This is a genomic window from Mesorhizobium sp. M1169 (assembly GCF_040318345.1).
Classification (GTDB): Bacteria; Pseudomonadota; Alphaproteobacteria; order Rhizobiales; family Rhizobiaceae; genus Mesorhizobium.
On the sequence record NZ_JAMYME010000002.1, the window covers coordinates 147,774 to 169,874 of the forward strand.

Annotated in this window: 14 protein-coding genes; 3 read left to right on the forward strand and 11 right to left on the reverse strand. The window is 64.1% G+C overall.

The window, feature by feature from the left end; all coding sequences use genetic code 11:
- The first annotated feature begins 265 nt into the window (after positions 1–265).
- Both NKH41_RS02560 and NKH41_RS02565 read left to right on the forward strand, forming a co-directional pair.
- Positions 266–1,399, forward strand: coding sequence for an HlyD family secretion protein (locus NKH41_RS02560; RefSeq protein WP_352767173.1), 1,134 nt, complete (start codon positions 266–268; stop codon positions 1,397–1,399).
- Positions 1,396–3,009: a DHA2 family efflux MFS transporter permease subunit gene (locus NKH41_RS02565; RefSeq protein ID WP_352767171.1), complete on the forward strand. Its 1,614-nt coding sequence runs from the start codon at positions 1,396–1,398 to the stop codon at positions 3,007–3,009. The genes NKH41_RS02560 and NKH41_RS02565 overlap by 4 nt, the downstream gene beginning before the upstream one ends.
- Positions 3,010–3,329: 320 nt before the next feature.
- On the opposite strand, the gene NKH41_RS02570 is transcribed toward NKH41_RS02565, so the two are convergent.
- Positions 3,330–4,082, reverse strand: a complete 753-nt coding sequence (locus NKH41_RS02570; protein WP_352469581.1) for a metallophosphoesterase family protein — start codon at positions 4,080–4,082, stop codon at positions 3,330–3,332.
- On the reverse strand, positions 4,075–4,887 hold the full coding sequence (locus NKH41_RS02575; RefSeq protein ID WP_352539322.1) for a nucleotidyltransferase family protein: 813 nt from the start codon (positions 4,885–4,887) through the stop codon (positions 4,075–4,077). The genes NKH41_RS02570 and NKH41_RS02575 overlap by 8 nt, the downstream gene beginning before the upstream one ends.
- Positions 4,888–5,605: 718 nt before the next feature.
- Here NKH41_RS02575 and NKH41_RS02580 point away from each other — a divergent pair.
- Complete coding sequence (locus NKH41_RS02580; RefSeq protein ID WP_352767314.1) at positions 5,606–6,478, forward strand: hypothetical protein; 873 nt, start codon at positions 5,606–5,608, stop codon at positions 6,476–6,478.
- A 59-nt stretch (positions 6,479–6,537) separates the two neighbouring features.
- On the opposite strand, the gene amaB is transcribed toward NKH41_RS02580, so the two are convergent.
- The 9 genes from amaB to NKH41_RS02625 form a co-directional block, all read right to left on the reverse strand.
- Positions 6,538–8,052, reverse strand: a complete 1,515-nt coding sequence (gene amaB / locus NKH41_RS02585; protein WP_352568310.1) for an L-piperidine-6-carboxylate dehydrogenase — start codon at positions 8,050–8,052, stop codon at positions 6,538–6,540.
- Between the two features lie 183 nt (positions 8,053–8,235).
- A complete protein-coding gene (locus tag NKH41_RS02590; RefSeq protein ID WP_352448164.1) occupies positions 8,236–9,510 on the reverse strand; it encodes an RNA polymerase sigma factor in 1,275 nt (424 codons plus the stop codon).
- Entirely contained in the window at positions 9,507–9,881 is a 375-nt protein-coding gene (locus NKH41_RS02595; RefSeq protein ID WP_254817007.1) for a YciI family protein, read from the reverse strand. The genes NKH41_RS02590 and NKH41_RS02595 overlap by 4 nt, the downstream gene beginning before the upstream one ends.
- An 86-nt stretch (positions 9,882–9,967) precedes the next feature.
- Complete coding sequence (locus NKH41_RS02600; RefSeq protein ID WP_352767169.1) at positions 9,968–11,086, reverse strand: DNA topoisomerase IB; 1,119 nt, start codon at positions 11,084–11,086, stop codon at positions 9,968–9,970.
- Positions 11,087–11,204: 118 nt separating this feature from the next.
- Complete coding sequence (locus tag NKH41_RS02605; RefSeq protein ID WP_352448166.1) at positions 11,205–12,089, reverse strand: transglutaminase family protein; 885 nt, start codon at positions 12,087–12,089, stop codon at positions 11,205–11,207.
- A gap of 7 nt (positions 12,090–12,096) precedes the next feature.
- The gene (locus NKH41_RS02610) at positions 12,097–14,508 is read right to left on the reverse strand and encodes a circularly permuted type 2 ATP-grasp protein (RefSeq protein WP_352767167.1); all 2,412 of its coding nucleotides are present in this window, start codon (positions 14,506–14,508) and stop codon (positions 12,097–12,099) included.
- Between the two features lie 6 nt (positions 14,509–14,514).
- The gene (locus tag NKH41_RS02615; RefSeq protein ID WP_352932035.1) at positions 14,515–17,886 is read right to left on the reverse strand and encodes a transglutaminase family protein; all 3,372 of its coding nucleotides are present in this window, start codon (positions 17,884–17,886) and stop codon (positions 14,515–14,517) included.
- A 443-nt stretch (positions 17,887–18,329) separates the two neighbouring features.
- Complete coding sequence (locus tag NKH41_RS02620) at positions 18,330–19,535, reverse strand: acyl-CoA dehydrogenase (protein WP_352767165.1); 1,206 nt, start codon at positions 19,533–19,535, stop codon at positions 18,330–18,332.
- A 236-nt stretch (positions 19,536–19,771) separates the two neighbouring features.
- Positions 19,772–22,084 (reverse strand): Tex family protein, encoded by a 2,313-nt coding sequence (locus NKH41_RS02625; RefSeq protein WP_352777051.1) that lies wholly within the window; start codon positions 22,082–22,084, stop codon positions 19,772–19,774.
- Positions 22,085–22,101 lie beyond the last annotated feature (17 nt).

Sequence of the window (22,101 nt, forward strand, 5' to 3'; positions counted from 1 at the left end):
AATTATCGCGCCATGGAGCGCTGACAAGGCCGGACCGCCGCAACATGAGGCGTACGGATCACCTGCCCGGTGAAGCGGCGCTCGAATTCCGACGCGCCCCCGCCTGTGTTCGATGTCGACCCGTTAACCGAACCCGTTTCCGGACAGGAACTTTTGCGGAAGCTTGCCGTTTGGCTTTGCGTCCGCTTCGGCGGCTGCAATATCAATCTTGAAAGCAATTCCGTTGGACACGAAGCCTCAACGCGTCGAGCAAGACGTCGAGCCTGTGAATGAAACCCGGGAGCAACCGGCCCCGGTTCGAGAATCTCGTGAGCGATCGGCAGAGCCCCGGCAGGAAAAACCCGACGGGAATGCCTCGCAACGAAAGGCCGGTCTGCTCGGCTTTCCCAGGCGCCATCCCTATGCGGCCGCAGCCATCGCGCTTGCGCTGTTGCTCGTCGCGGCAGGCATCGCGATCTGGTGGCTGAACGCTCGCCAGTACGAATCGACCGACGACGCCTTCATAGATGCGCGCATAGTGACGATCGGTGCGCAAATAGCCGGCCGCATTACCGAGCTGGCGGTTACCGACAATCAGCACGTACAGGCGGGCGATGTCCTCCTGCGTATCGACGACAGCGACTATCAGGCAAACCTGAAGCAGGCCGACGCCGGCGTCGCCGCGGCCGAGGCCGAAATCGTCAATGTCGCCGCGCAGATCGAGGCTCAAAAAGCAAAGGTAAACGCTGCCCAGAGGCAGGTTGCACAGGCCAAGGCAGCGCTGGATTTCGCCAAGGCCGAGGATCAACGCAATCGCGAACTCCTGGCCAGGGGCACGGCAACGCAGCAGCAGGCGCAGCAGGCGGCATCGACGTTGCGTCAGGACCAGGCTGCGCTGGACAGCGCCGAGGCCAATGTCGCCTCGGCAAAAAGCCAGGTTTCGGTCTTGCAGGCACAGGCCAGGAGTGCCGAGGCGCAGCTCGAGCAGGCCAAGGCCAGCCAGGAGCAAGCCCGCACGACGCTGTCACGCACAACTATCACAGCACCCGCAGCCGGGCGGGCAACGAGCATTTCTGCGGCTAACGGCACCTACGCCCAACCTGGCCAGGTATTGATGATGTTCGTTCCCGACGAGGTCTGGGTGAAGGCCAATTTCAAGGAGACGCAGCTCGATCTGATGCGGCAGGGACAGCCGGTCGACATCGATATCGACGCCTACCCGGACAAGTCCTTCCATGGTCGCGTCGACAGTATTCAGGCCGGCAGCGGCACCGCCTTCAGCCTCCTGCCGGCCGAAAATGCCACCGGCAATTACGTCAAGGTGGTGCAGCGCGTGCCGGTCAAGATCGTCTTCGACAAGCCGCCGGATGTGCTTCTCGGGCCAGGCCTGTCGGTGGTGCCGACGGTCAAGGTGCGATGAGCGGCGAAACCGCCAGAAATCAGGGTGAAAGCCGATCCGCCGCCGGGACGCACAATCCCTGGCTTATCGCCGTCGTCGTCTCCATCGCCACTTTCATGCTGGTGCTCGACACCTCGATCGCCAATGTCGCCCTGCGCAACATCGCCGGCAGCCTGGCGGCCGGAATGGACGAAAGCACCTGGGTGATTACCACCTATCTCGTTGCCAACTCGGTGATCATCCCGGTCAGCGGCTGGCTGGCAAGCGTCATCGGCCGCAAGCGCTACTACATGCTCTGCGTTGCGACCTTTACCGTCGCGTCGCTGCTGTGCGGACTGGCGCCCAACCTGGAACTGCTCATCCTGTTCAGGGTCCTTCAGGGACTCGGCGGCGGCGGCATGGCGCCAAGCGAGCAATCGATCCTTGCCGATACCTTTCCGCCAGAAAAGCGCTCGCAGGCCTTCGCGCTTTACGGCATTGCCGTCATCGTGGCACCGACGGTCGGGCCGACGATCGGCGGCTGGCTGACCGACCATTTCTCCTGGCACTGGATCTTCTTCATCAACGTGCCGTTCGGCATCCTGTCGCTGGCCCTGGTGCAATGGCTGTTGGTCGAACCGGACGTACTCGAACGCGAACGCAAGGAACGGCTGAAAGGCGGCCTGAAGATCGACGGGATCGGGTTCGTCCTGGTAGCGACGGCATTGGGGTGCCTGGAGATTTTTCTCGACCGGGGCCAGCGCTACGATTGGTTCGCCTCGAATTTCATCACCACTTTCGCAGTGATTTCCGCGATCGCGTTCCTGCTGCTTATCCCATGGGAACTCAGTCGCAGCGATCCGGTCGTCGACATGCGCCTATTATTCACGCGCCAGTTCGGCACGGCGTTCCTGGTCATGATGGCGGTCGGTGCTATCCTGTTCAGCACCACCCAGATCGTGCCTCAGCTGCAGCAGACGACATTTGCCTACACCGCAACGCTCTCGGGCCTTTCGATGATGCCGGGCGGCATCGCCATGTTGATCTTGATGCCGGTGTCCGGATTTGTAGGCAGCATCGTGCAGCCCAAATATCTGATCATGATGGGCATGTCGGTGGTCGCAGTGGCCCTTTGGCATATGACCTCGCTTACTCCGGACGCCAGCTTCCGCTTCTTTGCCTTTGCCCGTGTTTTCCTGATGGTCGGGCTGCCGTTCCTGTTCATTCCCATCTCGACCGCGGCCTATGTCGGCCTGCCCCCGCAGAAGACCAACCAGGCATCTGCGCTGATCAACGTTGCACGCAATATCGGCGGCAGCATCGGCGTCTCGCTGTCCAACACCGTCATTGCGCAAAGCTCCCAGATCCATCAATCGAATCTGGTCGGCCACACCGTGCAGTCGTCGCCCGCCTATCAGCAGGCGCTTCGGCAGGCGACCGAGCATTTCGTCGCTCAGGGTTCGCCAATGGTCGAGGCGAAGCAGCAGGCGATCGCCTGGCTTGGTCAGTTGATCGCTCGCCAGGCCACGCTGCTCGCCTATGTCGATGTCTTCCGCTACTGCGCGGTGGCAACCGCCCTGCTCGTTCCGCTGGCGCTGCTGCTGCGGTCAAGCAAGTCAGGCGGCAGCCAGCCGAATCCGGAGATGGGCTGACCCGCAGGCGCGACGGTGTAGTTCCAAAAACGGGCAAGCCGGGAACCAGCCGACCCGTTGCGTTGTTCTGCGCCAAGAGGAGATGATTACGATGGCCACTATTCCCACACCCGAGCCAACACCGACCCCGGTGCCACCGCCTCCCATCCCCGATCCCAAGCCCGTGCGTGAGCCGGACCCCGACAGGCTCCCCGACGAGGATCCCGTTCCCAACCCGGATGAAAACGACATTCCACCGAAGCGGATGGCTGTTAACCGGCAATTGCCATGATCGTTCTGCAGCGTGCACGGGCGATTGCTTGCGCCAGTGGCGCTGCCTGTCAGATTTCGAGCATGGCGTAGGGGCGGCCAGTCGGCTTGGCGACATGCATGGCAACGTTATAGACCGACGCCCCGCCCGGCGTACGGCCCTCGTAGGCGCCGCGATGCGCATGACCATGCACCACCGCGCTGACCTGGAACCGGTCTATTGTTTCGGCCAGGCGTGACGAACCGAGAAATGGGAAGATCTCCAGCGGCTCGCCTTCGACCGTCTCGACGACAGGCGCGTAGTGCAGAACGACAAGCGTGCGTTTGGCGCGGACCTGCCGCATCGCGTTTTCAAGCCGCATCGCTTCGTTCACGCTTTCCGCCACCATCGACTTGATGGCCGGTTCGCCGAAGGAGCCGAGCATGCGCGATCCAAAACCGCCAACGAAACCCTTGACCCCGACGAACCCGACCTCGTGAATCTCCGTCGCCTCGCCATCGAGCAGATGAACGCCCGCCTGGCGCAGAATGTCGGTGACCTGCTCGACGGCGCCTGACTCATAGTCGTGGTTGCCAAGTACGGCGACGACCGGGATCGTGCAGGCACGCAGTTCCTCGGCAAGGATTTCGGCCTCCCGAGGCTTGCCGAGATTGGTAAGGTCGCCGGTCAGCACGAGAACCTGGGCTTCGCGCGACATCTCGCCGAAAAGATCGCGGTACGACGCCTGGTCCTCCTTGCCGACATGCAGATCGCCGATGGCGGCGATCTTGAGTGTGCCGCCGTTTTCCGCCTTTGCCGAAGCAGGTTTGAGTTCGTCAGCCATCGCTATATTCTCCTTCACCGCCGACGTCGGCAAAGCCCCATTCCTTGACGTCGATCTCATAGTCGGTTCGTGAAAGCATGCGCCCGCGGCAGATCCGCATCCGGGAAGGCGGCAGTTCGCGCTGTTTGGCCAGCCGGTCGAGCAATTCGTCGAGCAGCCACGCCGGCACACGGTCTCGCTCCGTCGGATAGATCCATCGGAAGTTCAAGAGATGCATCAGCAAGACTTCCCAATGGACTTCCATGTAGGAAAGCAGCCTTTGCCAATCGATCTGGTCGTGCGCCTTGAGGATGGTGTGCGCGACGTCGGCGCCATCGTGGCGGCGGCGGTCCTGGATGAAACTTTTGGACCAGATAAGCTCGGTTGGGCCGATGATCCGCACCTGGCTGCCCAGCAATTCGCCCTGACGGGCGTGCTCCAGCCACAGGTCGTCGACGGGCATTGTGCCGTTCATCGAGGCGAAAATGACGTCGAAAAAATGCGTGCCCTTGAACACTTTGCCGAGCCACCGGTCGTCCTCGACCACGACGGCGTAACCGATCCGCTTGAAATGGGCGAGGATGCGCGGGCAGTCGCCGGCCTTGCAGAAAATATCGAGATCCTTGGTCAGGCGGGTGATCCCGGTATAGGCGCTTACGGCATAGGTGCCGGCGACGAGAAAGGGGATGCCGGTCGTGACAAGCTCGCGGATCGCCTCGATATAAAAGACCTCCGCTTCGGCATTGCGAGGCGTCGGGGCGGCTTTTGGATCGACCGACGGAACGGATGCCGGGATGGCGCTTTCCGGTGGGGGATTAATGATCATAGCTATGGCTCCTGGCCCGGCAGACCAGCAGCCGCCTGTATCTAATAGCCAAGCACGCCCGATGGTTCCCGCCGTTACGCGGCACTGCCGCTCCCGCCGCTGCATCAGGCGAACACATCGCCGTCGCAGGCCTTCGAAGCGGTCATGGCTGTCGCCGTCGCGGCAGTGATGAAAAGACATGCGACCGGTTATTTTGGCGTCTGGATCGCAGTGCAATCAGCCTCAAGCGCGTCGAGGCGGAGTAGGCCCGCTATCATCTTCGGGTCCGGAGAGGATTGGCTTCAACATGGTTCCGGAGCTGTCGGAGGCGCTGCGCACCCGGCGCAACAGCCCTTTCAGCGCCCGTAGCCAAACCGACTCTGTTTTCCGGAACGCTGCAGGCGGCGTGGCGAAAAGGCCATTCTCCATTTTGTAGTTCCTCACAGTCTCAGTCCAAATCAGCGTTCTTCAACGAGCAAAGCTTGTGTTGGTTCCGCGTCGCCATCGGCGGGAGCACGGGCTGGACGGGGCGAGGCCATCATTGGCAGGTTCGAGCAGGCTAGCCTTCTGCAGCGAGATCAGCGCCTCGCGAGATCAGCTTCGGCGATCAAGTGGCGGAATTCAGCCACCAGCCGGCGGGATTCGGCTCGTATCCTGATGCGCCGGCTCTGGACACGACCCGCGAAGGCTGAAATTGTGATCGCATTTCCAGTTGCAAATTTGGTTGGGCTCGGCGGGGATGGCGCTGGTTTCTGAAGACATTGCCCGCCATCCGGCGCTGCGTCGCCATGTCCAGGCTCAGTCGCGGACGCTTCTCCAGACCTATGAAGCGAACCCGCGGCTGGCCTCCGTATTCGCCACCCAACAACGTTGGCTGATGGCCCATATCGGCCTTGCCTTGTATTTCAATCGAGAGCCGGACGATCATCGCAAGGGACTTACGTCCGCACGGTTCATGGACGACATCTGCCGGCATTCGGTGGCCAGCCGCAACACCGCCGACGCCTTCCTGAAGGAGATGCTGCATTACGGCTTCATCCGGCATCTGCCGATCAAATATGGGCGCATCCGCCCCTTTGAGCCGACCGCGGGCACTCTGGAGACGGTTGCCGGCTGGGTCATGGCTCATCTCAGAACGCTGGACAGCCTGGACAGCCTGGACAGCGGATTTCGACTGGCTGCATTCGTCGCACAACCGGACATGCTCGCCAAACTGCAGCCGCTGGTGGCCGACGGCCTGCTTTCGTCGCATGCCGTGCGGGAGCCGAGACAGACCTTTTCCTTATTCACCTGGCTCGACAATGGCGGCATCGTCATGGATTGGCTGATGTCCGGCGTCGACCCCGATCATGCCGACCTGGGCCGAATCCCGACCGGTGTCGTCTCAATCGGAGATTTCGCGAACTGGCTCAAGCTTTCCCGGACCCACCTGTCACGCAAATTGGGCGATGCCGAAGAACTCGGCAGCGTCGGCTGGTTGGGCCAGCGCGGTCACTCGGTCACGTGGGTGTCGAGCGAGTTCTATCAGGAATACATGACCGCCCAGGCGGTCAAGCTCGCCATCATCGATGCAGCCTTCGATAACTGTGTTGTAACTTCGCAAGCCAGCTGAACCGCGAGCCGACCGCCGTCGTGGCAGCCTTGGCGCCGCCGCGACGGAGGTCCGGCATTTCAATCGATGTCGAACGACACGCCCTGCGCAAGCGGCAGCGCCTTGGAATAATTCACCGTATTGGTGGCGCGCCGCATATAGGCCTTCCAGGCATCGGAGCCGCTCTCGCGGCCGCCGCCGGTTTCCTTCTCGCCACCGAAGGCACCGCCGATCTCGGCCCCTGACGTGCCTATATTGACGTTGGCGATACCGCAGTCCGATCCGTCGACGCTAAGAAAGCGCTCGGATTCCTGCAGGTCGCGGGTAAAGATCGAGGATGACAGCCCCGCTCCCACCGCATTGTGTTCTTCTAGCACGGTGTCGAAGTCCGAATATTTCATCACATAGAGGATGGGCGCGAAGGTTTCCTCCGTCACCGGCGAAACCTGCCGCGGCATTTCGACCAGCGCCGGACGCACATAGTAGGCGTCGGGGTGACCGTTCTCGACCCGCATTCCGCCGGTTATCTTACCGCCATGCGAAGCCGCCTCCTCCAGCGCCTTCTGCATATTCTCGTAGGCAGCCTTGTCGATCAGCGGGCCAACCAGAGCGCTTGTCTCCAGCGGATTGCCGACCGAGACGCTCTCATAAGCCTTCTTCAGGCGCGGAACGAGCTGGTCATAGACGCTCTCATGCACGAACAGGCGCCTGAGCGTCGTGCAGCGCTGGCCGGCCGTGCCCATGGCGCCGAAGGCGATAGCGCGGAGCGCCATGTCCAGATCGGCCGTCGGGCAGACGATGCCGGCATTGTTGCCGCCGAGCTCCAGCACGGCACGGGCAAAGCGCTTCGCCAGCCGTGGGCCGACATCCCTGCCCATGCGCGTCGAGCCGGTGGCCGAGACCAGCGGCACCCTGGGATGATCGACCAGGATCTCGCCGACGGCGCGATCGCCGATCAGCACGGGCGCCAGTCCCTGCGGCGCGTCAGCACCGAAACGCTTTACCGCGCGTGCAAAAATCGCCTCACAGGCGAGCGCCGTCAGCGGTGTCTTCTCCGACGGCTTCCACACCACCGCGTCGCCGCAGACCAGCGCAAGTGCTGCGTTCCACGACCACACCGCGACCGGAAAGTTGAAGGCCGAGATGACGCCTACGACGCCGAGCGGATGCCAGGTCTCCATCATGCGATGGCCGGGACGCTCGGTGGCGATGGTCAGGCCGTACAATTGCCGGGAAAGACCGACGGCGAAATCGCAGATGTCGATCATCTCCTGCACTTCGCCAAGACCTTCGGATGGGATCTTGCCGACTTCGATCGATACCAACCGGCCAAGCTCGGCCTTGTGTGTGCGCAATTCCTCGCCGAGCAGCCGCACCAGTTCGCCACGCTTGGGAGCTGGCACCTGCCGCCACGCCAGGAAAGCTTTGTGGGCATTGTCGATGGTCGTTGCCGCATCGGCCGGCGAGATGGTCTTCAGCGCGGCGATCTGCTCGCCGGTCACCGGGCTGCGCACGATAAGATCGCCGCCCGTAAGCGCGCGCTCGGCAACGCCCAGTTTCGCCAGAAGCCCGGCCGTTTCCTTCGCAATCGTCATTTTCATCCCTTTCAGATCCCGTCGCTCATATGGCGTCGGTCCGAGCCTTGCGCCATACCCGCTCCCTGCCGGTTGGCACACCAGGCGCTGTCATGGCGTGGCATTACGCGTTTCAGGGAGAAATCGCCACCCCGGCATGGTCCAAGCCGGCGTCCGACTGTTGAACCAGCCAGATGGAGCGAATCAGTGTGCCGTCTTGGCGGTTTCCCGCACGGCGCTTTCTTTCATCAGCCGGTCGATATGCATGCGGATATGCGCTGCCTCGGCGGCCGTATTGGCAAGCGCGATGGCGCGGTCGAAAGCGACGCGCGCCTCCTCGCCGCGGCCAAGCTGCATCAGCAGTCCGCCCTTGAGGCCGAAGAAATGGAAATAGCCGGAAAGCCTTCCCTCCAGCGGCTCGATCATGGCGAGTGCGGCTTCCGGTCCACGCACCTTGGAGACCGCGACGGCGCGGTTGAGCGTCACCACCGGCGACGGCTGCATCTGCTCGAGCAGGCCGTAGAGCAGGTCGATCTCGTTCCAGTCCGTATCCTCGGGCTTTTCCGCCCGCGCATGCAGTGCGGCTATCGCCGCTTGCACCTGGTAGGGACCGGGCTTGCGATGGCGCAACGCCTTATCGACCAGCGCCAGGCCTTCATCAATCATCTTGCGGCTCCACAGGCTGCGGTCCTGGTCTTCGAGCAGCACGATCTCGCCGTTCTCGTCGAAGCGAGCCGGCGAGCGTGCATGCTGCAGCAGCAACAGCGCCGTCAGCCCCATGATCTCCGGCTCGGTCTGGAACAGCCTGAGCAGCAGCCGGGCCAGCCGGATCGCCTCTTCGCAAAGCGGCGCACGCGCCGAAGCCTCGCCGCTGTTGCTGGAATAGCCTTCGTTGAAGATCAAGTAGACCATGGCGGCGACGGCGGCGAGCCGTTCGGAGCGCTCGACCGCTCCCGGCGTCTCGAACGGCACCCCGGCGTCGGCGATACGCGCCTTGGCGCGCGTGATACGCTGCTCCATGGCGCTTTCACCGACCAGGAAGGCGCGGGCGATCTGCTTGACCGTCAGGCCGGAGACGATGCGTAACGCCACCGCGATCTGCTGTGTGGCCGGCAGGTCGGGATGGCAGCAGATAAACAGCAGCCGCAAAATATCGTCGCGGTAATGCGCCCCGTCCAGCCGCTCGGCGACGTCGCTCTCGGCATCCTCCAGATCGGAGATCTGGTCCTCCTCCGGCAGCGGCGCCTGCTTGGCGCGCTTGCGCACCGCATCGATGCCGCTGTTGCGGCCGACGAAGATCAGCCAGGCTGCCGGATCGCGCGGCGGACCGTTTTTCGGCCAGTTGTTCAGTGCCCTCAGGCAGGCGTCCTGGAATGCTTCCTCCGCCGCGTCGAGGTCGCGGAAGTAGCGCAGCAATGCCCCCATCGCCTGCGGGCGAGCGGTGCTGATTGCCGTGCTGATCCAGGCGAGTTCGGTCATGCGGAAACCTTGGCGGGATTGAAGAGCGAGACCGGCCGGATTTCGTAGGAGCCGCCGCTCGGGTTGACCTCGGAAAGCTCGCGCGCGAAGTCGACGGCCTCATCGAGGTCGGCGCATTCGAGCGTGTAAAAGCCGAGGAACTGTTCCTTGGTTTCGGCAAACGGGCCGTCGATGACGATCGATTCGCCCTTGACCTTCCTCAGCGTCGTCGCCGCGGTCGTCGGCAAGAGCCGCGCCACCGGGCCAAGCCGGCCCGCCTGGGCATATTTTTCCTGCACACCCAGAAGTTTTTCCATGACGGCGTCGTCCTGCTCCTTGCTCCAGGAGCAGACGACGTCTTCGGAGGCATAGCAGAGGATCGCGTAGAGCATGGGTCGTCCTTTTCTCTGTCAAAGGACGAAACACTAGGACCGATGCCGACATGGCGTCGACAAAAAAATACGCCCCCGGTCTGGCGTCATTCCCTCGCCTTCAGCCATCTCAAGACCAAGGCCTCCTCGTCGTCGAGCCCGGCGATCGAGCGCTTGCCTTGGTTGGCATCCGCCATTTCGTCCAGCAGCCGTCCTTCGGGCCAGGCGCGGAACACTTCCGGATGGATGTAGCATTGGCGACAAACCGCGCGCGTATTGCCGAGCCGCTCGGCAACCTTGTCGATGATATTGTTCATCACCCGCTTTTGCTGCGCCTGGCTTTCCGGACGTTCGGTTTGCGCAAACAGCGACGCCGCATGGATGGTGCCACCCCAGGTTCTGAAGTGCTTGGAGCTGAACTCCGCTCCGGCGTTTTCCCTGATATAGCGGTTGACGTCGTCTGAGCGCACCGGACGCCTGTTTCCGTCCTCGTCGAGATACTGGAACAACTTCTGCCCCGGCAGGTCCTGCGCTCCACGCACGACCTTGGCAATCCGGCGATCGACAAGCTTCAATCTCCATTCCTTGCCGGATTTACCGATGAAGGCAAAACGCAGGCTCGAGCCCTTGATGTCGACATGGCGGTCACGCAGCGTGGTCAGCCCAAAACTCTTGTTGTCGCGGGCATAGGCGGCATTGCCGACACGGATCATCGTGTTGTCGAGCAGCCAGACGATAGCCGCAACGACGCGTTCCAGCGGCAGGCCGTGACGGCGCAAATCGACGTCGATCTGCCGCCGCAGTTCGGGCAGGCTTTCGGCGAAGGCGATCAGGCTCGAATATTTGACGCCGTCACGCTCCTCCGCCCAGTGCGGGTGATAGCGGTATTGTTTGCGGCCGCGCTGGTCCCGACCGGTCGCCTGGATGTGACCGTCGGCATCCGGCGAGATCCACACATCCGTCCAGGCCGGTGGAATGGCGAGCGCCTTGATGCGTGCCAGCGCCTCCCCGTCGACAATCCGCCCGTCGGGTCCTTTGTACGAGAACCCCTTGCCCGAACGCAGCCGGCGAATACCGGGTTCAGTGTCGGTGACATAGTTGAGCGAGGCCCGAACGGCCGAGGCTTGCGCGCCGTTCTCCAGCGCTCCGTTGTGCGGCACCGCGTTTTTTGGTGCAGCTTTCCTCACAGCCGATTGGCCAGACGACGACCCGGATTTGTCCAGCATGTCCTCTCCACGGAATTTCCGTAGATAAGCCGCTTGCCGGCTGCGGGTTCCAACGCCTCTTGATCTCTTGGTTCCAGAACAGCCTATCGACGTCGCCGTGCAACGAAGACGTGCGTCGTCACGCCTTTTCGAGCACGACCGGAATGACGTCGACCGCTTGCTCGCCGACCTGCCCGCCGGTGGTTTTCAGCACGCCGACGATCGGCGCCACATCGGAGTAATCGCGGCCGTAGCCGACCGTGATATGGTCGTTGCTTGCCCGCATGCCATTGGTCGGATCGAATTCCTGCCAGCCGGCATCGCGCCCGCACCACACCTTGACCCAGGCGTGCATGGCGTCGGCGCCTTCGAGCCGCGGCTTCCCGCGCGGCGGGATGGTGCGCAGGAACCCGCTGACATAGCCCGCGGGAATACCGAGGCCGCGCAGGCCGGCGATCATGATGTGGGAAAAATCCTGGCAGACGCCGCGCTTCAGGCCAAAGGCGTCGCTGGCCCGCGTCTGCACGGTGGTCGCCTCGCCGTCATAGGTGAAATCGCGGTGAATGCGGTTGCACAGAGCCATGGCCGTGCCGACTGTCGAACTGCCGGCACTGCCTTTCGCATAGGCAGTGATTGCCGCGTCGATGCCGGCATGATCGCTGGCGGCCAGAAAGTGATGCGGCGAAGCCGGCGCCAGCGAGTGCACTGCGCCGAGTTCTTCCCTCAGCCGGCGTATGTCCGGCGATACGTCGAGCCCGGGTTCCGGCCGCGATACCGACACGCGCGCGCTCATCCTGATGTCGAGCGCATCATGCGCGTCACGAAAGGCGATCGAGGTGACACTGTTGCCGAAAAAGTCGGAAAAGTCGGAACGTTCGCTGGGGGCCGGCACAAAAGACAGTGAAGCGGCAATGACGCGCTGCACGCCAGGGATGGTCGGCGGCAGCACGCGCACCTGATGGCGGCCGCCGCCGGCCGCCGCATCATAGTCGTAACGCAGGTGAAGCCTGATGTCGTAGAGCATGCTCTCTCTACCCGAAATAGGCTTTGGCGAGGCTGTTGTAGAGCCCGCCGATTTCATTGGCGAGATCGCCGAGGGCCTTGGCCGTCATGTCCGAGGGCTCCTTGATGGCGATCGACGTGTTGAGCTGCAGGATTTCCTTGGCCGCCGGCGACATATGGCCTTCAGCGCCGACAGCGGGCAGCAGCGCGATTTCGGCCTTCAGCCGTTCGAGCTGGAAAAGGATTGAGCGCGGGTTGAGCGGATCGAGCGCCAAAAGGTCGACCACCGTGCGCCGCCCCGCCTGCACCGGATATTGCCGACGGTGGGTCATGACGCTGTCGCCGATCTCCAGCATCATGTCGAGCGCACCTTCCGGCGCCTGGGCTCCGGTCAGCCGGGCGAGCGTGCGGGCGATCTGGATGCCGCGTTCGAGCCTGCGGCCGATTTCCAGGAAACGCCAGCCGGCAAAGCGGTACATGTTCTCGTGCAGCAGGCCGGAAAACCCGGCCAGCTTGCGCAGGATGACCGTCATTGCCCTTGTCGCGTCGTCGCCCGGCGCCACTGTCGCGGCAAATTGATGGATGGTCTTCGACAGATCCTTCAATGCCAGCCAGCCATCGGGCGAGAAGCGGTCGCGGATCTGCCCGGCGCTGTAAACGGCGCTGTCCAGCGTGCCGATGAGCCCCAATGGGATTGCCGTCTCGACGTCGATGCCGAACGGCGCGAGATAGTCGCTGATATCGGCGAGCAGCGGCATCTCGGGATCGGATGTCTCGGCCAGCCGCACATGGTAGGCGCGCAGGATGCGCACCGTGTCTTCCGAACGCTCGATATAGCGGCCGAGCCATGTCAGGTTCTCAGCCGCGCGGCTGGGCAGGCTGCCTGGCAGGGTTCGGGTGAAGCTGTCGTGCTCCTGCGGCAGCAGCGTCGCGCGCTCGACCGGCATGTCGCTGACCACCCAGACATCCGCCGCCTGGCCGCCGCGCTGCATGGCGATGGCCGTCGGGTCGAGCGAAAAGCCGACACGGGCAAACCCGCCCGGCATCACCGTCCAGCCTTCCGGCGTCCGCGCCAGATAGACGCGCAGGCTTGCCGGCCGCGGCTCCAGCCAGCCGCCGACATAGACAGGCGTGGTCGACAGCGTCACCGCTTCCTGGCCGACGAAGTCGCCGCCGTCCCGTTCGATCCTGGCGACGAGCTCGGCCCGTTCCTCGACCGACAGCGCTGACCCGAGCTTGGTCGAGCCGTCGTCCTCGAAGGCAAGCCGCGTCGACAGCGCCGGGCCGATCACCATGCTATCGATGTTGGCGAGCACATGTTCACGCTCCGTCTCCTGCCCGCACCACCATGTCGCGACCGTCGGCAGCAGCAGTTCCTCGTTGCGCAGGGCGCGCGAAATCTTGGGCAGGAAGGCGAGCAGCGCGCGCGTCTCCATCAGGCCGGAGCCCAGTGCATTGACGGCCGAAACCGCCCCTTGCCGAACCGCCTCGACCAGCCCCGGCGTGCCGATCTGCGAGTCCGGCCGCAATTCAAGCGGATCGGCGAAGGCGGCGTCGAGCCGCCGCCACAAGACGCTCACCGGCATCAGCCCCGAAACCGTGCGCACCATCAGCCTGCCGCCCGAGACGGTCAGGTCCTCGCCCTCGAGCAGCATGATGCCGAGATAGCGGGCGATATAGGCATGTTCGTAATAGGTTTCGTTCAGCGGTCCCGGCGTCAGTATGGCGACACGGCCGCCGGCTTGCCTGGCCATGCCGATCAGCGCGTCGCGGAAGCGACGGAAGAAGCCGGCCAGGCGGTGCACATGCATCTCGCCGTAGATGTCGGACAGCGCCCTCGTGGTGGCGACGCGGTTTTCCAGCGCAAAGCCGGCGCCCGACGGCGCCTGTGTGCGGTCGCCAAGCACCCACCAGCGGCCGTCCGGGCCACGACCGAGCTCGAAGGCGCAGAAATGCAGGAAATGGCCGCTGGCCGGCCTGGTGCCGACGACCGGCCGCAAATATTCCGGGCTGGCCGCGATCAATCCGGCCGGCAGAATGCCTTTCTCGACCAGCCGGTTCGGCCCGTAAATGTCGGCGATGGTCTCCTCGAACAGATCGGCGCGCTGGACCAGGCCGGCGCTGATGTCAGCCCATTCCTGCTCCTCGATCAGCAGCGGCACATGCGCCAGCGGCCATTCCCGCTCGTTGGCGCCGGCCTTGTCATAGACGCGGTAGTAGACGCCGGCGTCGCGCAGGTACTGGTCGGCGCGGGCGAAGCGCTGGGCAAGCTTTTCCGGCCCCAGGTCCTCCAGCGCCTCGATGAAGTGCCGCCAGGCCGGCCGCGGATTGCCCGACGCATCGACCATCTCGTCGACGACGCCGTCGATCGGCTGGTAGTGCTCCAGCAGACTGTGGGTCTGCGGCTTGCTGCGCAGCCTTTTGTGATTCCCCTTCGCCATGGCTGATCAGAGTCTTTGCGGCCGCCGAAGGTCAAGGGTCATCGGGAAATCTTCAGAGGCTTCTTCGTTGCACAGCACATAGCTGGACGGCGTATGGCCACGCGGCTCGAAGCGAGCGAGCCGCCGCGCCTCCGCTTCGTTGCCATTGACCGGGAAGGTGTCATAGCTGCGCCCGCCGGGATGCGCGACATGGTAGACGCAGCCGCCGACCGCGCGGCCCGACCAGCGATCATAGATGTCGAAGACCAGCGGAGTGTTGACCGGCAGCGCCGGATGCAGGCCCGACGCCGGCTGCCAGGCCTTGAAGCGCACGCCGGCCACCGCGATCTCGCGGTTGTCGGTCACCTTCATCGGCACGACGCGGCCGTTGCAGACGACGGCGTGACGCTCCGGGTTGAGCCCCTCGGTCTTCACCTGCAGCCTTTCGACGGAGGAATCGACAAACCGTACGGTGCCGCCGATCGCGCCTTGCTCGCCCATCACGTGCCACGGCTCGAGCGCCTGCCTGAGCTCCAGCTTGACGCCGGCATGCTGGACGTCGCCGCAGAACGGGAAGCGGAATTCGAGCTGGGCATCGAACCATTCCGGACGGAATGCAAAGCCGTTCAGCTTGAGGTCGTCCAGCACATCGAGAAAATCCGCCCAGACATAATGCGGCAGCATGAAACGGTCGTGCAGCGAAGTGCCCCAGCGCACGAAGCGGCCGTCGAGCGGGTTCTTCCAGGCCCGGGCGATGATGGCGCGCACCAGCAATTGCTGCGCCAGGCTCATGCGCGCGTTGGGCGGCATCTCGAAGCCGCGGAATTCGACCAGCCCGAGCCGGCCGGTCGGCCCGTCCGGCGAAAACAGCTTGTCGATGCAGATTTCCGAGCGATGGGTATTGCCGGTCACGTCGGTCAGAAGATTGCGGAACAGCCGGTCGACCAGCCACGGCAGGGGTGCCGCGCCCTTGTCCGGATGCGGCACCTGCGCCATCGCGATTTCGAGTTCGTAAAGCGAATCGTGGCGCGCCTCGTCGAAGCGCGGCGCCTGGCTGGTCGGGCCGATGAACAGGCCGGAGAACAGATAGGACAGCGACGGATGCCGCTGCCATTGCAGCACCAGGCTCTTCAACAGGTCGGGGCGGCGCAGGAACGGACTGTCATTGGGCGTTGCGCCGCCGACGACGACGTGGTTGCCGCCGCCGGTGCCGGTATGGCGGCCGTCGATCATGAACTTGTCGGCGCCAAGCCGCGTCTGCCGCGCCTCCTCGTAGATCGCCGTGGTCGTCGCCACGCAGTCCTGCCAATTCGCGGCGGGGTGGATGTTGACCTCGATGACGCCGGGATCGGGTGCAACACGGATGACATTGAGGCGCGGATCGTGCGGCGGGCCGTAGCCCTCGATATGCACAGGCAGTCCGATCGCCCTTGCCGCGTTCTCCGCCGCCGCGACCAGTTCGAGATAGTCCTCCAGCGCTTCAACCGGCGGCATGAAAACGCAAAGCCGTCCGTCGCGCGGCTCGACCGAAAGCGCCGTGCGCCCGGCGCCGCCGATCTCCGTGATCTCCTGTTCGCCCAGGTCCTGCTGGCCGGTGGCGGCCGTGAAGGAAACGGCCTGCTGGCGTCGCGCCATTTCGTCGGCGCCTTCCAGTTCGGCCGCAGCCGGCGAAGAAACAGAACCGGGCAAGATCGCCTCGCGCGCCGGCAGCGGGCCGCGCGGCAGCGATGGATCGACCGGCACGATATAGGGAAACTGCGCCGGCGGCACATACGGCAGCGTGCCGAGCGGCAGGCGGTAGCCGACCGGCGAATCGCCGGGCACCAGGAACAGCCTGCCGCGCCGCGTCTTCCATTTCTCCGAGCGCCAGCGCGGTCCGGAAGCCTGGCTGTTCCAGCGCTGGACGGGCAGCACATAGCCCGACGGCTTGGTCAGCCCGCGTTCGAACACCCGCGCCATGCGGCTGCGCTCCTCCGGATCCTCCAGCTTCGAATTGGAAGGATCGACGTTGTCAGGCAGCTTGCCTTCCTTGAGCAGCCACTCGGCCGGATCCTCATAGGCTTCGCTGACCATCGTCTTGTCGATGCCGAGTTCGTCGGCAATCGCCGTCAGCAGGCCTTCGGCCTGCTGCGGTCCGACATCCGCCTCGCTGTTTTCCCGTGCGATCAGCGACGGATCGCTCCACACCGGCTCGCCGTCGGCGCGCCAGTAGAGCGAGAACGTCCAGCGCGGCAGGCTTTCTCCGGGGTACCACTTGCCCTGTCCGTAATGCAGGAAGCCGCCCGGCGCGAAGCGTTCGCGCAGCCGGCGGATCAGGGCATCGGCCTTTTCCCGCTTGGTCGGCCCGACGGCGGCGGTGTTCCACTCTGCAGCCTCGAAATCGTCGATCGAGACGAAGGTCGGCTCGCCGCCCATGGTCAGCCGCACATCGCCGGCCTGGAGCGCGGCATCGACCTGGACCCCCAGCGCGTCCAGCGCCTGCCAGCTCTCGTCGGAGAACGGCTTGGTAATGCGCGGATGCTCGGCGATGCGGTCTACCCGCATGTCGAAGCCGAATTCGACATTGGCGAAGCTCGCCATGCCGGAAATCGGCGCGGCATTGCGGAAATGCGGCGTTGCCGCGAGCGGCACATGGCTTTCGCCGGTGAGCAGGCCGGAGGTCGGGTCGAAGCCGATCCAGCCGGCGCCCGGCAGATACACCTCGCACCAGGCATGGAGGTCAGTGAAATCGGTCGCCGTGCCGGGCGGCCCGTCAAGAGCGACGAGGTCGGGCTTCAGCTGGATCAGATAGCCGGAGACGAAACGCGCGGCGATGCCGAGGTTCCTCAGTATCTGCACCAGGAGCCAGCTCGAATCCCGGCACGACCCCTTGCCGGCGGCCAGCGTTTCCTCGGGCGAGAAGACGCCGGTTTCCATGCGCACGATATACGCGATCTCGCGCTGCAGCCGCGCATTGAGGTCGACGACAAAATTGACGGTGTTGGTCGGGTGGCGCGCGATGGTTTTCAGGAATGCCTCCAACAGCGGCCCCGCCGGTTCCGGCGTTCGGTAGATGGTCAGATCGTCCCGGATCTCTTCGGGGTATTCGAATGGAAACGTCTCGGCCAACGGTTCGACGAAGAAATCGAACGGATTGTAGACCGTCATGTCGGCAACGAGATCGACCTCGATCTTCAGTTCCGTCACCGGCTCGGGAAAGACGAAGCGGGCCAGGAAATTGCCGTAGGGGTCCTGCTGCAGATTGACGAAGTGATTTGCCGGCCCGACCTTCAGCGAATGGCTGAGCACCTTGGTGCGGGAATGCGGCGCAGGCTGCAACCTTATGACTTGCGGGCCTAATACGACCGGCCGGTCGTATTTGTAATGGGTCAGGTGATAGACGGCTGCCAGAATTGCCATGGTGCCCCTGAAGTCGGCGTTTCAAAAGGAGTTCGCTGAACCCTGACACGAATGCTGACCATTCTCCAAGCAGAGATGTTGCGCTGCACCTAAATCAAGCAGCTTTCATAGCTCACGAAACGGAGCGCCGACCCCGGGATTCCGCAGTGTGGCGGCAAGACGTTGCAACGCTGCAGAGCCGAAGTCCGGCGGGTCAGCACCGGGCGCTTCCCGCCGATATCGATGATCGGCAGCACACGCGATGCATCGTCGAAAAGAGCGGAAAAGAAAAACCCGCCTCGGCGGGCGGGTCTTTGGAGCCAATTAGCACCATACCCAAATTAGTAGCATAGCTGCCGGCACAAAGCAAGAACAAAATGTGGCATGGTCGACGAAAGTTGCCGATCTCCCGCTTTGCGAGGGGAGATACCAGGCACGGGCATCCTGGAAGCGGAGCCTGAACCCTAAAAGAATGCCTGCAACCCGGTCTGCGCCCGTCCGAGGATCAGCGCATGCACGTCATGCGTGCCCTCGTAGGTGTTGACGGTTTCCAGGTTCTGGGCGTGGCGCATGACGTGGTAGCCGATCTGGATGCCGTTGCCGCCATGCATGTCGCGGGCCTGGCGGGCGATGTCGAGCGCCTTGCCGCAATTGTTGCGCTTGACGAGCGAGATCATCTCCGGCGCCATCTTGCCTTCGTCCATCAGCCGCCCGACGCGCAGGCTGCCCTGCAGGCCGAGCGCGATCTCGGTCTGCATGTCGGCGAGCTTCTTCTGGAAAAGCTGCGTACCGGCCAGCGGCTTGCCGAACTGCTTGCGGTCGAGGCCATACTGGCGGGCGCGGTGCCAGCAATCCTCGGCCGCGCCCATGGCGCCCCAGGAAATTCCGTAGCGTGCCCGGTTGAGGCAGCCGAACGGCCCTTTGAGACCCGAGACGTTGGGCAGCAACGCGTCGTCGCCGACCTCGACGCCTTCCATCACCACTTCGCCGGTGATCGAGGCTCGCAGCGACAGCTTGCCACCGATCTTCGGCGCCGACAGCCCGTTCATGCCCTTTTCCAGGACAAAGCCGCGAATCTGGTTGTCATGCGCGCCCCCACTTTCGTCGGACAACTTTGCCCAGACGACGAACACGTCGGCGATCGGCGCGTTGGAAATCCACATTTTCGAGCCGGAGATCCTGTAGCCGCTCGCGGTCTTCTCGGCCCGCGTCTTCATGCCGCCCGGATCGGAGCCGGCATCCGGCTCGGTCAGGCCGAAGCAGCCGATCCATTCGCCCGACGCCAGCTTCGGCAGGTATTTCCTGCGCTGCTCTTCCGAGCCATAGGCATGGATCGGATACATCACCAGCGACGACTGCACGCTCATCATCGAGCGATAGCCCGAGTCGATCCGTTCCACTTCCCGCGCGACCAGCCCGTAGGTGACGTAGTTGGCGCCGAGCCCGCCATATTCCTCGGGGATGGTGATGCCGAGCAGTCCGGCCTCGCCCATCTCGCGAAAGATCCCGGCGTCGGTCTTCTCCTCGAGATAGGCTTCCTCGATCTTAGGAGCGAGCTTGTCGGCGGCAAACGCCGCGGCGCCATCGCGCACCATGCGCTCGTCCTCCGAAAGCTGGTCCTCGATCAGGAAAGGATCATCCCAGACGAATGCGTTCTTGTCGGCGGCCATGGCTCTCGGTCTCCCAAACTCATCCATGTCGCCCAAAGCTTGCCGCGGGCCTGACCCGAGGGTGTTCCGCAGCTTGGGATAACGACATGCATCGAAACAGAAATCTTGAAACGCGCGGCTTATCGGCTCCCGTCCTGAAAAAATCAAACGAAATAGCTTCGCCGATCCATGAGCATTGGTGATGGATCATCAATGTCGAGCGCCGCCGTCTGACCTGCCACAGCCGGCTCGCGAAATTATTTCCGCTTCAACGCATCGGCCAAAGCGGCGCCGAACGCGCCCTGCTGCACCGGCCGCTCCGGCTGGCGTTGGGGCGCGGGCGCGCGCGGCACCGGCCTGCCGCCATTGTCGCGCGGCTTCGGTGCGCCACCGTCACCATCCTTGCGCATCGACAGGCCGATGCGCTTGCGCTTGATATCGACGTCGACGACACGCACCTTGACCACGTCGCCGGCCTTGACCACCTCATGCGCGTCCTTGATGAACCGATCGGCCAGTTGCGAGACGTGCACCAATCCGTCCTGGTGCACGCCGATATCGACGAAGGCGCCGAAAGCCGCGACATTGGTGACGGTGCCTTCAAGCTGCATGCCGGGCTTCAGATCCTTGATGTCGTCGATGCCGTCGGCAAAGGTCGCGGTCTTGAAGCCGGGGCGCGGATCGCGGCCGGGCTTTTCCAGCTCCGCCAGGATGTCGCGCACCGTCGGCAGGCCGAAGCGCTCATCGACGAAGACGCGCGGATCGAGCGCCTTGAGTGCGGCGCTGTCGCCCATCAGCGAGCGGACGTCGCGCCCGCAGGCCGCGACGATCTTCTTGGCAACGCCATAGGCTTCCGGATGCACGGCCGAGGCATCGAGGGGTTCGCTGCCGTTTGGAATGCGCAGGAAGCCGGCGCATTGCTCGAACGCGCGGGGTCCAAGGCGGGAGACCTTCAACAGTTCGCGGCGGCTGGCGAACGGGCCGGAGGCATCGCGATGCGCAACGATCGCCTCGGCCAGCGATGCGCCGAGACCCGAAACCCGCGCCAGAAGCGGCGCTGAGGCCGTGTTGAGATCGACGCCGACGGCGTTTACCGCATCCTCGACCACGGCTTCCAGCGAGCGGCCGAGGCGGTACTGATCGACGTCGTGCTGGTACTGGCCGACGCCGATCGACTTGGGCTCGATCTTGACCAGTTCGGCGAGCGGATCCTGCAGGCGCCGCGCGATGGACACTGCCCCGCGCAGCGACACGTCGAGGCCGGGAAATTCCGCCGCCGCCGTTGCCGAGGCGGAATAGACCGAGGCGCCGGCCTCGCTGACGATCACCTTGAGCGGCTTCGGCCCGGACCCGGCAGGCATGTCAGCCAGCATGTCGGCCACCAGCCTTTCGGTCTCGCGGCTGCCGGTGCCGTTGCCGATCGAGATCAGCTCGACCTTGTGCAGCCGGATGAGCTTGGCCAGTTCGGCCTGCGTGCCGCGCACGTCGTTCTTCGGCGGGAACGGATAGACCGTTGTCGTCGCCAGCAGCTTGCCGGTGCCGTCCACCACCGCCACCTTGACGCCGGTGCGAATGCCCGGATCGAGCCCCATCGTCGGCCGTGAGCCGGCAGGGGCGGCAAGCAGCAAATCCTTGAGATTGCGGGCGAAGACATGGATGGCTCCTTCTTCGGCCCGCTCGCGCAGATCGCGCATCAGATCGAGCGTCAGGTGCAGCGACAGCTTTGTGCGCCAGGTCCAGCCGGCGACCTCCATCAGCCAGCGGTCTCCCGGCAACTGGCGGCCGATGGCGTAGGCGTCGGCGATCATCCGCTCAACCGGTTTCACCGGAGAGGCGTCATCGGCATCGACTTCGATGTCGAGTGACAGAACCTCCTCGTTGCGGCCGCGCAACATGGCCAGCGCGCGATGGCTCGGCACGTTGGCCCAGCGCTCGACATGGTCGAAATAGTCGGAAAATTTCGCGCCGGCCTCCTGCTTGCCGTCGACGACGCGCGAGCGCAGAAAGGCGCGTTCCTTCATGTAGGTCCGCAATCTGCCGACCAGATCGGCATTCTCGGCGAACTGTTCGGACAGGATATCGCGCGCACCCTCGAGCGCCGCCTTGGCGTCGGCCACGTCCTCGCTGATGTAGGCCAGCGCCAGCTCGGCGGGTACAGCCGTACGGTCGGCGAGAATAGCTTCCGCCAGAGGCCCGAGCCCGCGCTCGCGTGCGATCTCGGCCTTGGTCCGGCGCTTCGGCTTGTAAGGCAGGTAGATGTCTTCGAGTTCGGCCTTGGTAGCGGCTGCAGCGATCTTTGCTTCGAGCTCCTCGGTCAGCTTGCCCTGCTCGCGGATCGAACCAAGGATGGTGTCGCGGCGCGCGTCGAGTTCGCGCAGATAGGCCAGCCGCTCGGCGAGGTCGCGCAGCTGCGTGTCGTCGAGGCCGCCGGTGACCTCCTTGCGGTAGCGCGCCACGAACGGCACGGTCGCGCCGTCGTCGAGCAAGCCGATCGCCGCCGCAGCCTGTTCGGGCCGCGCGGCGATCTCGGCGGCTATGATGGTTGCGATGCGCTTGATGTCGGCTGCCATGTCGTACCTGTCGCTAG